The 13,227-nt window shown below is 69.4% G+C and carries 18 protein-coding genes and 1 pseudogene; 10 read left to right on the forward strand and 9 right to left on the reverse strand.

Features of this window, described 5'->3' with window-relative positions; translation table 11 throughout:
* A pseudogene (locus ACFHWU_RS27605) lies at nt 1-248 on the forward strand (IS982 family transposase); the annotation flags it as partial.
* Nucleotides 249-269: 21 nt separating this feature from the next.
* Here the strand turns inward: ACFHWU_RS27605 and ACFHWU_RS27610 are convergent.
* Nucleotides 270-557 carry a hypothetical protein gene (locus tag ACFHWU_RS27610; RefSeq protein WP_416592106.1) on the reverse strand — a complete coding sequence of 96 codons (288 nt, stop codon included), beginning with the start codon at nt 555-557 and terminating at the stop codon, nt 270-272.
* Complete coding sequence (locus ACFHWU_RS27615; protein ID WP_416592097.1) at nt 440-1,360, reverse strand: AfsR/SARP family transcriptional regulator; 921 nt, start codon at nt 1,358-1,360, stop codon at nt 440-442. Before ACFHWU_RS27615 ends, ACFHWU_RS27610 begins: the two co-directional genes overlap by 118 nt.
* Before the next feature lie 116 nt (nt 1,361-1,476).
* Here ACFHWU_RS27615 and ACFHWU_RS27620 point away from each other — a divergent pair, with 116 nt between their 5' ends.
* Both ACFHWU_RS27620 and ACFHWU_RS27625 read left to right on the forward strand, forming a co-directional pair.
* Nucleotides 1,477-2,109 carry a YcaO-like family protein gene (locus tag ACFHWU_RS27620; protein ID WP_416592098.1) on the forward strand — a complete coding sequence of 211 codons (633 nt, stop codon included), beginning with the start codon at nt 1,477-1,479 and terminating at the stop codon, nt 2,107-2,109.
* Nucleotides 2,110-2,174: 65 nt separating this feature from the next.
* Nucleotides 2,175-2,810 (forward strand): hypothetical protein, encoded by a 636-nt coding sequence (locus ACFHWU_RS27625; protein WP_416557490.1) that lies wholly within the window; start codon nt 2,175-2,177, stop codon nt 2,808-2,810.
* Nucleotides 2,811-2,918: 108 nt separating this feature from the next.
* Here ACFHWU_RS27625 and ACFHWU_RS27630 read toward each other — a convergent pair whose 3' ends face one another.
* Nucleotides 2,919-3,497, reverse strand: a complete 579-nt coding sequence (locus tag ACFHWU_RS27630; protein ID WP_416592099.1) for a hypothetical protein — start codon at nt 3,495-3,497, stop codon at nt 2,919-2,921.
* A 103-nt stretch (nt 3,498-3,600) separates the two neighbouring features.
* Here ACFHWU_RS27630 and ACFHWU_RS27635 point away from each other — a divergent pair, with 103 nt between their 5' ends.
* The 5 genes from ACFHWU_RS27635 to ACFHWU_RS27655 all read left to right on the forward strand — a co-directional run bounded on the left by ACFHWU_RS27635 (nt 3,601) and on the right by ACFHWU_RS27655 (nt 7,232).
* The gene (locus tag ACFHWU_RS27635; protein WP_416592100.1) at nt 3,601-4,755 is read left to right on the forward strand and encodes a hypothetical protein; all 1,155 of its coding nucleotides are present in this window, start codon (nt 3,601-3,603) and stop codon (nt 4,753-4,755) included.
* Nucleotides 4,756-4,818: 63 nt separating this feature from the next.
* Nucleotides 4,819-5,223 (forward strand): hypothetical protein, encoded by a 405-nt coding sequence (locus ACFHWU_RS27640; protein ID WP_416592101.1) that lies wholly within the window; start codon nt 4,819-4,821, stop codon nt 5,221-5,223.
* An 11-nt stretch (nt 5,224-5,234) separates the two neighbouring features.
* A complete protein-coding gene (locus ACFHWU_RS27645; protein WP_416592102.1) occupies nt 5,235-6,311 on the forward strand; it encodes a hypothetical protein in 1,077 nt (358 codons plus the stop codon).
* Nucleotides 6,312-6,373: 62 nt separating this feature from the next.
* Nucleotides 6,374-6,814, forward strand: coding sequence for a helix-turn-helix transcriptional regulator (locus ACFHWU_RS27650; RefSeq protein ID WP_416557257.1), 441 nt, complete (start codon nt 6,374-6,376; stop codon nt 6,812-6,814).
* Nucleotides 6,815-6,824: 10 nt separating this feature from the next.
* Nucleotides 6,825-7,232 carry a VOC family protein gene (locus ACFHWU_RS27655; protein ID WP_416557258.1) on the forward strand — a complete coding sequence of 136 codons (408 nt, stop codon included), beginning with the start codon at nt 6,825-6,827 and terminating at the stop codon, nt 7,230-7,232.
* Nucleotides 7,233-7,325: 93 nt separating this feature from the next.
* On the opposite strand, the gene ACFHWU_RS27660 is transcribed toward ACFHWU_RS27655, so the two are convergent.
* Complete coding sequence (locus ACFHWU_RS27660) at nt 7,326-7,583, reverse strand: hypothetical protein (RefSeq protein ID WP_416557259.1); 258 nt, start codon at nt 7,581-7,583, stop codon at nt 7,326-7,328.
* Complete coding sequence (locus ACFHWU_RS27665; RefSeq protein ID WP_416557260.1) at nt 7,573-7,950, reverse strand: hypothetical protein; 378 nt, start codon at nt 7,948-7,950, stop codon at nt 7,573-7,575. The genes ACFHWU_RS27660 and ACFHWU_RS27665 overlap by 11 nt, the downstream gene beginning before the upstream one ends.
* Nucleotides 7,951-7,973: 23 nt before the next feature.
* Between ACFHWU_RS27665 and ACFHWU_RS27670 the strand changes: the two genes are divergently transcribed.
* On the forward strand, nt 7,974-8,753 hold the full coding sequence (locus tag ACFHWU_RS27670) for a helix-turn-helix domain-containing protein (RefSeq protein ID WP_416557289.1): 780 nt from the start codon (nt 7,974-7,976) through the stop codon (nt 8,751-8,753).
* The gene (locus tag ACFHWU_RS27675; RefSeq protein ID WP_416557261.1) at nt 8,750-8,941 is read left to right on the forward strand and encodes a DUF397 domain-containing protein; all 192 of its coding nucleotides are present in this window, start codon (nt 8,750-8,752) and stop codon (nt 8,939-8,941) included. The genes ACFHWU_RS27670 and ACFHWU_RS27675 overlap by 4 nt, the downstream gene beginning before the upstream one ends.
* 243 nt (nt 8,942-9,184) lie before the next feature.
* Here the strand turns inward: ACFHWU_RS27675 and ACFHWU_RS27680 are convergent, their stop codons facing one another.
* Genes ACFHWU_RS27680 through cas7u form a run of 4 tightly spaced genes read right to left on the reverse strand, consistent with a single transcriptional unit; the run spans nt 9,185 to nt 13,005 of the window.
* On the reverse strand, nt 9,185-10,420 hold the full coding sequence (locus ACFHWU_RS27680; protein ID WP_416592103.1) for a DEAD/DEAH box helicase family protein: 1,236 nt from the start codon (nt 10,418-10,420) through the stop codon (nt 9,185-9,187).
* Between the two features lie 16 nt (nt 10,421-10,436).
* On the reverse strand, nt 10,437-11,882 hold the full coding sequence (gene csb2, locus ACFHWU_RS27685) for a type I-U CRISPR-associated protein Csb2 (RefSeq protein WP_416592104.1): 1,446 nt from the start codon (nt 11,880-11,882) through the stop codon (nt 10,437-10,439).
* A 5-nt stretch (nt 11,883-11,887) separates the two neighbouring features.
* Complete coding sequence (locus ACFHWU_RS27690; protein WP_416557264.1) at nt 11,888-12,133, reverse strand: hypothetical protein; 246 nt, start codon at nt 12,131-12,133, stop codon at nt 11,888-11,890.
* Complete coding sequence (cas7u, locus tag ACFHWU_RS27695; RefSeq protein WP_416592105.1) at nt 12,109-13,005, reverse strand: type I-U CRISPR-associated RAMP protein Csb1/Cas7u; 897 nt, start codon at nt 13,003-13,005, stop codon at nt 12,109-12,111. Before cas7u ends, ACFHWU_RS27690 begins: the two co-directional genes overlap by 25 nt.
* Nucleotides 13,006-13,227: the final 222 nt, after the last annotated feature.

The raw sequence follows: 13,227 nt of genomic DNA on the forward strand, positions 1-13,227 counted from the left end.
TACGCCCGTCACGCAAGAAGGAGAAGGCCCGCTACGGCGAACCGATGCTCAAGAAGGTCCGGCAGTTGATCGAGTCGGTCAACGACACCCTCAAAGGCCAACTCGACCTGGAACAACACGGCGGACGGACCTTCACCGGTGTCGCCGTACGCGTCGCCCAACGCCTCCTCGCCATGGCCGCCGCCATCTGGCACAACAACAAGACCAGCGCACCCGTCACCCGGTCCCTGATCGCCTACGACCACTGACCGGACATCGGAACTACTCGTCTAGCAGACCGGCTGACACAGACAGATCGAGGCACCGGCCGAACCATTGACATACCACGCGTACGCGGTCGCGCCGTCGTCCAACAGATCGTCGAACGAGTCCAGGGCCTCCCGGCAGGCGACCTCGGCCTCGGCCGACCGTCCACGATTGAGCTCGGTCAGTGCCACGTTTACGATCGACACGAACTCGCCGGTGCGATGGCGTAGCCGGCGGGCCAGCCCGATCGCCTCCTCGAAAGGGGTGACGGCAGCGTCGTAGTCACCGAGACGCAGCGCCAGCAGCCCCAGGTTGTCCAACGCCTGCCGCAGGATCGCGATGTCGTCATGCTCTGCGCACAGGCGGGCGGCGATCTTGGTCGCGCGCGCTCGGCCACTTTCCCGTCGCCCGCGCGGTCCGCCGCCGCATGGTCCGCCGCCGCGTACAACACAGACAACAATTCGATCGTCGGTTCCGCGCGTGGGTCCGGCCCGGACGGTGACATCGCGATCATCAGATCCACCAAGCGACGAAGAAGGTCCGCCTCGCCGGCCGCCATCTGCCTGCCCAGCGCGACGATGTTCGGCAGCTCTGCGGCTGCCCGGCGCCAGGCGCTCGCGAGGCTGTCCAACGGCTGCCCGGCGGCCCCGGTCGCTGCGGCTCCCCCGGCGACGTCCTGGGCGAGGGCGAACGACCGCACGAGGGGATGCAGGTGGTATCGCCCGGCGGCGGCCAGCATCGCGCGGGCGCTCCTCGCGTCGCCGGCCCGGCTGGCGCGACGGGCCAGCGCCTCGGCGCACCGCACGTCAATGGCGTCCTCCGGCACCTCCGGGCGATAGCCGTCACCGACGGTCGTCAGGAGCCGGGGCTGGGCAACGTCCTTTTCCAGCACCTTGCGCCAGCGCCAAGCGTACGTGCGGAGGCTCTTCGTCGCCGTGACCGGCGGGTCGTCGCCCCACAGTGCTTCCATCAGAACGGCTGCGCTCACCGCCTGACCCGGCCGCAGGAGAAGGACGACGAGCAGGGCCTGTTGCTGCGGGCTTCCCATGTCGAGATCGGCAGAGCCCCGGCGGCCGCACACCACGCCGAGTAGATTGATTCGAAGAGATTCCATGTCAGGCGCAGACGACCGCGACGGCGGCGTTTCACGAATCCACCCTCATCTCGCCGTCCACACCCCGTCTATGGGTTCACCTACAGCCGGGCCCGCGAAGGTCCCCGCTGGTCCTCATGGAGGCGAGCACGTTGCCGGACAACCTCGCAGCCCTGGTGTGTGCTGCGGAGACCATCACCGGCCGGCGGCTGCACCTGATCGACATGACCACCGATTTGGGCGTGCCGGCGATCTTCGCCTACCTTCCTACCCGCGACGGCGAACCGGCTCGGATCCGCAGCTGCGGCGCCTCACTCTCCCGCCACTATGCGATCGCCCGTGCGGTGAGCGAGCTGGTCCAGGTCCACCTGGCCTCCTCGCTCGGGAACATCCACTCCGCGTTCGCGGCCATGGCGCCCGTCCGGCATGACTGGACGACGCCCTATCCCGCGCTCCATGCCTGTTACCGAAGCGACTTCAGTACCCGGCTCGGCGACGCCATCCTGGTGCCGTACCGGGACACGGAAGCGCCGGACACGGCCGCCGGCCATTTCGACGAGCTCGTTCATGCCCTCACCAGACGCGGCTTGCACCGCTGCAGCGTGACCACTACGTCACCGGAAACCTGGCCGTGGTCAACATCTTCGTCCCCGGCCTGGAGCGGTTCATGCTCGTCACCGACGGACAGGTGGTGGTGCCGGGGAAGCGCGGCATGGCGGTCAAGAACAACGGAGTGCGGCCAGAATCCGTGCACGATGTCAGATAGCTGACGTTGATCATTGCGCTGGGCCGGCTGCCCTGGCGCGGCGGGCCCGGCGCGCGGACAATCGGCAGCATGGCGATGCTGTGGCTCGGCGCAGCGGTGCTGCTGACCCTCCTCAGCGGCTTCCTGTTGGGCCAGGAACCGGGACTCACCTCCGTCACGGCCGTCCTGGTGCTGTGGGCAGCTGCAGCCGCCTACGTAGTCGCCGCCATCTGGCCCGTTCGCGTGCCTTCTGGTAACCGGGCCAGCCGGTTGACGACGGTCGTCATCACCGGACGCACACTGCTGGGGATCACAGTCGGAGCGCTCAGTCTCGCCTTCGCCGCCGCGTACGGCGAAGGCAACCTTTCGCCGTACGGCGAACAGGTCACCGCCGAGGTCACCGATGTCCGTGACGGGTGCGTGCCGGGCACCGAACTGTGCCGCCCCAGCTACCAGCTGTCCGCCGGCGGCGACGATCTCGGCTGGGTTCCGTTCTGCGGGCCGGCCGAGCCGGTCAGCACGAAGGTCGAGGTCGACATCGACCCACTCGGTCAGCGAGAGCCGCTGACCACCTCCTGTATCCCCGGGCTGGACGCGGCACGAACGATCACTACAGCGTGGTTCGGTGGCGTCGGCGCCATCGGCCTGGTGGCTGTCGTCGGCCCAGGGTGGCGCGCCGCCCGCTCCCGGAGCCTTCGTCGACCCGAGGACACCGAGCCAGGCTGACCCCGGAGCCAGAGTCAGTCGACCAGACTCAATCACGAGTTTGATGCGACATGTTGAAGACTGCCAGCCTAGTGACGAGGCAGCGTCCTGGATTTCGGCTACCAGCGGCTATGCCTGGGCGCGGTTGTGGCTACGTAGTTGATACAGCAGGGCGGTCCAGCGCTTCGGCACCCCCAGGTCAAGGAACTCGGCCTTCAACGCGGCGATCTTGCGCTCCCGGTCGGCCAGCATCGCCTGCACGGCCGCGGTCAGCTGGGAGACGAACGCGCTCTCGCCCATCCGGGTGACCGTGCCCTCGGCGAGCTGCACGGTCCAGGAGAGGGCACCGGTGGTGCGTACCGTGATCGAACCGTCCGGCGAGCCGCCGGACGCGACCACCTCGTTGAGCGCCCGCGCGTACGCGGCCTGCCCTGGCGTCAGCTCAGGCCGGGCCGGCGCGCTGACGATGACCCGGAACGACGCCGACCGTCGTTCGTGGAGCTCGTCCTGGGACCGCTGGAACGCGACCCACATCGCCTGCCCGAGCCGGCACAGTTGGTGGGCGAGGGTGTCGTCGGTGTAGCGACCGTACGCCGCGTAGCTGAAGCTGATCCGCAGGTCCGTGCCGTCGGTGGTGTCCGCCCAGATCGCACCGTCCGGGGACGACGCGGAGATCGGCGGTCGCCGGTCCGGGTCGGGCTCGCTCATCTCTCCCCCGTTCCGCAGGTCACCTGGCCACCGTCAAAACCCGACCCGGGCGACGACAGCGACGAGACAACAATCGATTGCCACACTGTGTTAAGACTAGGCGGTGAAACGAACAGCGCGCGGGCTCGCCGCGGCACTCGTCGCAACGGCGACAGTCGGTATCCCGCTGCCGGCACTGGCCGGCGCGGCGGCTCCGGCCGACGGAGCGACGGCGACGCTGTACGCCGGAACCGGTGAGGCCGGATACTCCGGCGACGACGGTCCTGCCACGGCGGCCGCGCTGAACCAGCCCGGTGGGGTCGCCGTCACACCGGACGGGGTCGTGTACGTCGCCGACACCGGCAACGGGGTCGTCCGGGCGATATCCACCGACGGCGTGATCCGCACCGTCCCCGTCGGCGAGGTCAGCCTGAGCTATCCGAGCAGTCTGGCGGTCGACAGCGCCGGGAATATCTACATCGGTGACAGCAGCAACGCCCGGATCCTCGCTCTGTCGCCCGGCGGTGACGTCGCCCCGGTGGCGGGCGGCAACGAGGCCGGGTTCGCCGGTGACGGCGGGCCGGCCGTCGAGGCGCAACTCCGCGACGTCAGTGGCCTGACCGTCGACGCCAACGGCGGGCTGGTCTTCGGCGACCTGCGCAACTACCGGGTCCGGCGGATCGACGCCGACGGCGTCATCGACACTTTGATCGGCAGCGGCGACGTCGGGCTGGTGGCGGGCGGCGACGCGGCGACGTTCACCTTCCCGTACGCGCCGATATCGACGGCGGACGGCCCCGACGGCGACCGCTGGGTGGCGAGCACCCTGCTGTACGGCCTGTCCGACAACGTGATGCGCGCGGTGGTCCGCGACGGCGACAGGCGGTGGGCGTACTCCGAATCGCAGTCGGCGGAGATCCCCGCCGGCGCCTGGCAGGGCAACCTCTACCTGGCCGCCACCGCGAACGCCCGGTATCTGTCTGCCGACGACGGCCTCTACCGCTTCCACCCAGACGGCCGGGTGGAGACCCTGCTGGCGGGTCCGTCGTTCGCCGGCCCGTTGACCATGGCGGACGACGAGCTCGGCTACCTGGTCGACCCGCTCCAGCACAAGGTGTACCGGTTGGAGCTGCCGGCGATCTCCGCCGTCGGTCCGGGCAACGGCGGCGACGCGGATTCCGACGGCGCGGTACGGCCGTGGTGGGTGCTGGCCGCCGGGGTCGCGGTCGCGGTGACGCTGCTGGTCGCGGTCGTCGCGGTACGCCGCCGCAAAGCATGAACGCACCACCGCTCGGCAAACCGCCCGAGCGGTTCCACTGACCGTCAACCGGGGGTGATGGCGATGCCGGAGGATGTCACCGGTGGTGACCTGTACGCGCTGTGGCGGGTGTCTGAGGCGCTGCTGCCGCGCGTGGCGGACGTCTACTACGACGCGAACCGGCTGGTCGCGGCGGCGGACAGCGCGTCCGGGCTGACCTTCGCCCTGACCATGTGGAACACGTTGCGCTACGAACTGCAGGACATGTACGCCGAGATCGGCGATGTGGTGCTGGACGGCGCGACCGCCGTACGGGACGCCCGGCTCGCGTACGAGGCGACCGACGCGCAGGCAGCGAGCGAGCTTCAGGCGCTTCTCGCCGACCCGTGGCGCAACTCCACCGATCCGGCGATCGCGCCGCCGGCACCGGGGTCCGAGGACGACCCCGGCACGCCGATCCCCGCCCCACGCCGGTCCAGCGGTTCCTGAAGGCGGCGACCATGGGCAACGCCGACACCCCCGCCGAGTACGCGAATCTAAAATTCGTTTCGGAGCTGACCGAAAAGGCCGAAAAGCTGCGGCAGGAGTTCGTCCGGCAGACCCTGCAGGACATGCGCTCCTACCTCGACGCTCTGCTGGAGGAATACAACAAGGCCAACCCGGACCGGCCGGCGTACACCATCACCTCCGGGGCGTTCTCCGTCGTCATCAACAAAGGCCCCGGGCTGCCGAACGAGGAAGTGGTCCTCACCGAGGCGGAGATCAGGCAGTGGGAGTACGCGATCGAGAACGAACATTACGCCTGGGTCGTTCCCACCTTCGAGAGCTATCTGACGCCGGATCCGGACGAGGCTAACCCGGCCATCGAGAGTCTCGGCACGATCGCCGCGATGTTCGGCGGGCCGGTTGCCGAAGCCGGCGAGCTCGGCAACCGCGACATGGGGCTCACCGGGCTGCAGACCGTCCGCGACCAGATGGAGAACCACTGGGAGGGTTCGTTCCAGCAGACGTTCATCGGCAACTTCGTCGCCCCGCTGGAGAACGGGCTGGCCTGCCAGGCTGCGGCCGCCCGCATCGCCAAGGAGCTGCTAGAAGCCAACAAGATCAGCAAGATCGCCCAGCGGAAGGCCGTCCTCGACCTGCTCGACAAGGCGATCGCCGCCCTCGGTGACCTCGGCGCGGGCGGCAAATCGGCCAAGAGCTACACCTGGAGCACCCTGATCGGCATCGCCGCCGGCACCCTGATCGCCACCACCGGCGGCATGGCCGCCTGGGTTGGCGCGGTGATCATCTCGACCAGCACCCTGGCGCAAGGGCTGGAGGTGGGCAGCGACGCCGAGCCCGTCGAGATCGGCGGCACCACCGCGCAGGACATCGCGACCGCGGTGCAGCGGGCGCTGACCAAGCAGAACGAGAAGTTCGTCGACGACGAGACCAAGGTGGCGGACGCCTTCACCCGACTGCACCAGGACGTGGCCGCCGCGCGCAACGTGGTCGGGCAGCTGGGCGTCAACCGGCCCGACCTGTACGGAGCCTCATCCGCCGACATTCAGCGCGGCCTGACCCCGTCAAACTGACCTGGCTCCGTCGGGCTGAACGACGACGCCGTGATGTCGGTGGGGCGTGGCAGTCTGACCGGGTGAACGTCGAGGAAGCCGTCCGACTGCGCCGGGCCCGGGACCTGCTGGACCGGGAGTACGTCCGGCCGCTGGACGTGCCGGCGATGGCGCGGGCTGCGTACATGTCGCCGTCGCACTTCACCCGGTTGTTCCGGGCCGCCTACGGCGAGAGCCCGTACGGCTACCTGTCGACCCGGCGGGTCGAGCGGGCCAAGGCGCTGCTGCGCCGTGGCGACCTGAGCGTCACCGACGTCTGCATGGCGGTCGGGTTCACCTCGCTCGGCTCGTTCAGCTCCCGCTTCACCGAGCTGGTCGGTGAGACGCCCAGCGCGTACCGGGCCAGGTCACATGCGGCCGGTGCGGCCATCCCGGCCTGCTACGTCAAGGCCGTCACCCGCCCGACCCGCCCGGCCGGAGTATCAAGTCGGTTCGGAGAAGCCCAGGTCAGCCGGCCGGCGTAGCGTCGCTGGCATGACAATCAAGCTTTCCCACACGTTCCTGCTTGTCCGCGACCAGGACGAGGCACTGAAGTTCTACCGCGACGTGCTCGGCCTGGAGGTCCGCACCGACCTGCCGTTCGAGGGCGTCCGCTGGCTGACTGTTGGCCCGCCCGGACAGCCGGACGTCGAGATCGTGCTCGAAGTCGCCGCGATGGGTCGCGCCGCCGACCAGGAGACTCTGGAACTACTGCTCGCCAAGGGCTCGCTCAGTGGGCTGATCTTCCTGGTAGACGACGTGGACGCGACGTTCGATCGGGTCCGGGCCGCCGGGGCGGAGGTCATGCAGGAGCCCATCGACCAGCCGTACGGGGTACGCGACTGCGGTGTCCGCGACCCGTCCGGCAACAACATCCGCTTCTCGCAGCGACTTCCGCAGTAGCCGCACCGCCGCTGCGCCACCGACTCGTCGAGTGGAGGGCTGGGGTACGTAATTCTCGACAAATTAGGTACCCCAGCCCTCCACTCGACGAGTTCACGGGCGGCGACGGGCCGGACGGGTCACCGCACCGGGGCGGCGCAGCGCGTCCGCCCGTACGACGATCGAGCGGAAGCGGTGGTCCTCACCGCCGACGACCTCGACCCCGACCAGGTGGACCCATTCGATCCCCGGATGCTGCGCGCCGTCGTCGACCCGGGTGACCCGCAGTACGAGTCGACCGAGCCCGTAGCAGTAGTCGCCGGTATTCAGCGAAACCGTGTCGCCGACTTTGACCAGCGGGTCATTTCTCATCGTTAATCATTTTCACCGGCTTGCCGTCGCGCAGCAGCTCGGCGAACCACTCGTACGCCCCGAAGTCTTCCACGCGTAGAAATTGCAGCGCGGTGTCCATCGGGCGGCATCCGTCGGTCAGGCAGACCGGGCAGCCGGCCCACTCTGTTGAAGGCCAGTGGTCGGTGACGACGCTCGTCGCGTACCGGATGGCGACGTCACGGGTCTGATCCTCGCTCAACTCGGGGATGGCCGGCGGTTGGGAACCTGGTACCAGGACGCTCATTTCTGCCCTCCGCTGATCCTCGGAAACTTCTCCTGCGAACACTCTGGACTCCGCCGGCACTCTCCCGTAAGGATGGATCGGCATACCCGTGAAATCACTCACGTACGGAGGGGTAAGCGGTGGACATGATCATGTGGATACGCGCGCTCAAAGCAGCGCGGGTCGCCGCCGGAGTAAGCCAGGACGGGCTCGCCGAGAAGATCAATTGGAGTGCGTCGACGATTGCCGCGATCGAGACGGGCCGACGCAAGCCGACCTTCAAGTTTGCCGAAGAAGCCGACGTAGCTCTGGACACCGGCGGCCTGCTGACCGAGCTACTGGACCGCGCCGAACGCCAACGCACCCCCGCCTGGTTCATCGCCTGGCGCAAGATCGAGTCCGAAGCCACCCGCCTCCGCACCTTCCAACCGACGGTCATCCCGGGCCTGTTACAAACCGAGGAGTACGCCCGAGCGATCATCACCGCAGGCAACCTGCACACGCCAGCAAAGGCCGAGGAGCTGGTGCGAATCCGGATGGATCGGCAGGAGTTGCTGACCCGCGACAATCCGCCCGAGTGCATCTTTATCCTCGACGAGACAACGCTGAGCCGGCCGGTGGGCGACCACGCCATCCTCGACCGGCAGCTCCAGCACCTCCAGGAGGTCGTCGAGATGCCGAACGTGCGGATTCACATTCTGCCGACCGAGGTCGGGGCGCACGTGGGTCTCGGCGGCGGCTTCGTCTTCGCCGATCTACCCGACGTCGACCCAGCCGCATACTTGGAGAACGTCGCCAAAGGCCAGGTCGCCGACGACGAGGAGACGATCCAGTTTTTGATCCGGAAGTGGGACAGGCTGCTCGGCGACGCCGCCTCCACCAGCGCGTCGCTTCGCATCATCGAGAAATATAGGCTGACCCCATGACGACTACCGATGGTCTGCAGTGGCGCAAGTCCAGCCGGTCGACCGATACCGGCGGCGACTGTGTCGAGGTCGCCGGCAACCTGCCCGGCCGGGTCCTGGTCCGCGACTCGAAGGACCGGGACGGCGGCACCCTCACCTTCTCCCCCACCGCCTGGACCACCTTCCTCACCCACACCCCCGCCCGCTGACCCCACCCGTACGTGCACAGCCGGTCGCCTCGCCAGCCCACCGCTGGCGAGGCGACCGGCCATGCACCACAGAGGCCCGTTACAGCGGTCCAGCGCCGGCTCCCGCTGAGGTCTACGTCATGATGACGAGCCGCAATCGAGATCAACTCAGCGAAACCGATCGGCCAGCCGAAAGCAGAGTCCTGTCCATCCATCTTGCCGAACGGAGACCGGCCCTTGACGGGCCGGTGACGGTCGGGCACCTCAGCTCCGGGCCGGACGCCATGCTGAAGTCGCAATGGAGACGGGTTCGCGTGAGCCGGTGACGGACGGCCGCCGCTTGGACCGGATGCCGGCCGCCGTGCAGGTCACAATGGAGACCGACCCTCGCGGATCGATGACACTGAGAGCGGATTTCAGAGGTTCGCCGGCAAGCTGTTGCAATGGAGACCGGCCCGCGTGGGCCGGTGACGGAGCTGCGGCTGCTCGCGGTCCCGATGCGCGTAGCAAATGTCGCAATGGAGACCGGCCCGCGTGGGCCGGTGACGGCACCGCGCGGGCGCGGGCGACCGTGTTGGCGACGACGGCCACCACGCCCCGGTCGGCCAGCCGGGCGGCGAGGTCGGCCATCACCTGCGGCACCTCGGTGGCGGCCTTGCGCCGGTTGGTGTCGACCTGGACGAGGCGTAGCCGTTTGCCGGCCCGCAGCCGTTGCCCCGCATCCGGGTGGTCGAGGTCGGCGGCGCTGATCGTGTGCACCGTCGGCGTACCGATGTCGGAAGCCGCCGGTCGGTCGTCGTCGGCCGGGTTGGTCGCCGACATGGTGATCAGCACCGGCCGGCGGGCGATCGGCCACCGGTCCAGGTCGAACGCCTCGCGGACGGTGGTGTGGAACGCGGTGGCCAGGTGGGCTTCGTCGACGACGATCAGGCTGTCGGTGCCGACGAGTGCCGCGTCGATGCTGCGCGCGTACTCGCTGACGCCGTACCCCCGGAACAGCAGCCGGCTGCCGACCTGGTCGATGGTGCCGGTGATGATCGCGTGCCGGTCCGGGCGTTCCAGCCAGACGCGGTCCCAGGTGACGCCGCCGCGCATCCGGGCGACGGTCAGCACCTCGCCCGGGTCGCCCACGGCGCGCAGCCGGTCGGCGACCGCGCGGCACACCGGCCCGGCGGTGCCGGTCAGCGCCTCCCGGATGGCGGTGGCGTGTTCGTGGGCTTCGTCGACCACGAGGCGTCGGTCGACGACGAAGAACGTCCGCCGGGGCGCGAGGTCGGGGCGCAGCGCGGCGACGAACACGGCGACGTCGAGCACGGTCGTCTTGCCGAGCCCGGTCGGCACGTCGATGACGTCGGGCCAGCGCCCGTCGGTGAGGATCCGGTCGAGCAGCGCCTGCTGCCAGGGGAACGGCCGGCGTCCGCCGTGTGCCTCGGCAACGAAGTCGGCGAAGTGTGCGGCGGTCAGCTCCTCGGTGGTGGCCTGTCGGCCGGTTCCGGGCATGGTTCGCTCCGCTTGCTCATCGTTGGGCAACGGGCACCTCCGGGACGAACACGCCGCAGCCGAGGTAGCGCAGGGCACCGGCGATGACCGGGCCGCGTACCGGCTCGGCGAAGCTGATCCGGCAGTGCACCAGTGGTCGGGACGGCCGCTGCTTCGGCAGGGTGCCGCGCCGGGGTGCGCTGATCGCGCCGCGCAGCACCGGGGCGTCGAGCACAGTCACCGACGCCGGCCGGGGATAGTCGGCGGTGACGAGCCCGTCGGCGACGATGTCGGCGGCGCTGCGGCTGCGGTTCGGGAAATGGTCCAGCATCATCGGGCTGGCGGTCACCCACTGTTTTGCGCCGGACGGCGGCCCGGTCCACCGGTCGGCGCGCACACCCCACGTGGTCGGCGTCTCGGCCGGGTCAGCGAGCTGCACCGGGCCGAACTGGTTGCCGTTGAGCGTCTGGATCGGGTCGTCGCCGGTCGGGCCGAACAGTCCGGCCAGCACTGCCCGGCGGTCGGTGTCGGGCAGGTCGGTGGGCAGCGCGACGGCGACGCCGAGCAGGTGTCCGTCGGCGTGGCGGTGGCCGACGTCGAGCAGCGGCAGGTACGCCAGGTGCGGTCGGCCGTCGGCGCCGTGCCCGCTGACCTGGGCCGGCAGCGGGTCAGCCACCCGGTCCATCACGGTGCGTCGCAGCAGGCCGGCGACCTGCAGGATCCGGTCGCCACGGATCGGTACGTGGCCGCGCCGTACCGGCCACACCAGCAGCGTCCGGTACGGGCCGGTCGCGTCGGCCGGTGCTGGCGGCTCGTCGGGCTCCGGCGGGCTGCCCACCGCGTACGCGATCGACCGCACGGTTTCCCAGGCACGCTGCCCGTTGTCGTACGCGGCGACAAGCTGGTCGGCGTAGCCGGGGTACGGCACCCGCAGCTCGATCGACCCCGGCGTGCCGATGCGGGTCGGCTGGTACGTCGTGCACTTCGGGCGGTGCGGCACCTGCTCATCGTGCACGGTGATCTCGACGTTGCCGGTGGACCGGCCCAGGTACGGCACCCGCCGGGCCAGCCGGGTCAGCCGCCACAGCACGCCGTCGTCGGGCTCGGCGGCCGGCCAGACGAACGCGACCCGATCGTCGGCGGGCAGCGCGCTGCTGCGGCTGCTCGATCGGTTGGTACGGCCCGGCCAGAAGGTGCTGCCAGCGTTGGCCTCGGTCGCGTTGGTGACCACGAAGCCGCTGCGGACGCTGGTGTGCACGTCGGTCGGTGGGACCGCCGCGACCAGGGGTGGGCCGGCCTGTTCCAGCCAGCGCAGCGCCGCCAGATCGGCGACCTCGGCCGGGCTACCGCTGCCGTGCTCGACGGCGGCGACCAGCGCGTTGAACAGGCGTGCTGGATGCGGTGGCCACTCCGCGTCGACGGGTGTGGTCGCCGCCGCGTCGTAGCGGGCCTGCCTCAGCCGTACGGTGATACTCAGCGCCACCGGACCTACGCCTCTTCTGCCACGGACTGGGTGAGAGCGTGCCGGATCGCCTCGGCGAGCGGCTTGATCGGGGTGATCGCGATCACGTCGTCGTCCATCCGAATCCCGGCGGCGGCTGCCCGGCTGCACAGCTCCCGGAAGGCTTCGATCGCCTCGGTCGTCGACACGTCGACCGGGTCGAGCGTGCCGCCGTCGCCTTCAAAGGAGACGGTCTCGCGGTGGCGGGTCAGGTCACACCGGACCGCAGCCACAGCGAGGCCCGCCCGAACGCGAGCCGGTCGCCGACCAACGCCAGGGCGGCGAGCGTCGCCCGCGCCGCGGTCGCCGCTTCGGCCGACGCGTCACCGAAACGCAGCCGCTCCAGACCGGCGAGCGAGATCCAGCCGTACCGCCGGATCTCCCGCACCGTCACCCCGCCGTGCACCGTGTTGGGCGCGATGTGCCCATGCCCGATCTCGCTGAGCTTGCCGCCTTTGGCTTTCGTGCCCTCCGGCAGGAAACGCCAGTCGCGCTCGGCTTTGCCCTTGTCGTCGATGGCGCCGGTCAGGTTGACCGGGTCGACCTTGCCGGCCCGCCGGTCCCCGATCGACCAGTCGATACCGAACATCGACGACGAGTAGATCCGGGGGAACTTCGGCCACCGCCCCTTGCGGTGCGAATCCCAGGCGCCAAAGATTAACGAGTACGGTTCCCGCTGGTAGAGCGGGCGTACGTCGATGGCCGAGGTCGAGCGTAGCGCCTTGCCGACCGGGCTACGGTCGAATCGCTCGCCGTTCACGTCGCTGTCGCGCAGGTAGGCGTCAGCGTACCGGTGCGGGAAGTCCAACGAGGTCAGCCGTACGCCTTCCTCTTTCATGGTCATCTCGAAGATCGGCAGGTCGAGGCGGCCGCCGTCGCGCGCCGCCAGCAACGCCTCCTCGACCCGGTTGGCCTGCGACGGCACCTGGTCGACGACGACAGTGTCGCACAGCGTCTCGTCGATGAGCCGGCGTTCGACGGCGTACGGCACCGGCTCCCGGCCTTCGCGTTGGGCGGCGGCCTTTTCCCGGTCGGGTATTGGGAAAGTCGGCGGCATGATCTTGCCGCCCGGCCCGCCCACCGGCTGGTACCTCCCGTTGAACACAATCCCCGCATACGAGCGATTTTAATGAACCGCGTCGAGCAGGCGGTCAGCAAGCGACATCAGTGGCACTCCATAAGTGACGTGGAAGGTGATCGAGCATGTCTACCCCGTGGGTCCGACATTCTGTCGAACGGGGACAAGTCACTGAGCCTTTCCGGGTAAGGCTCTGATCACCGGGCGTGGTGTCCGGAACGGTCAAGATGTGTGGGAATCGCCCTGGTG

This window comes from Micromonospora sp. LOL_015, from assembly GCF_048060275.1.
Taxonomy (GTDB): Bacteria; Actinomycetota; Actinomycetes; order Mycobacteriales; family Micromonosporaceae; genus Micromonospora_E.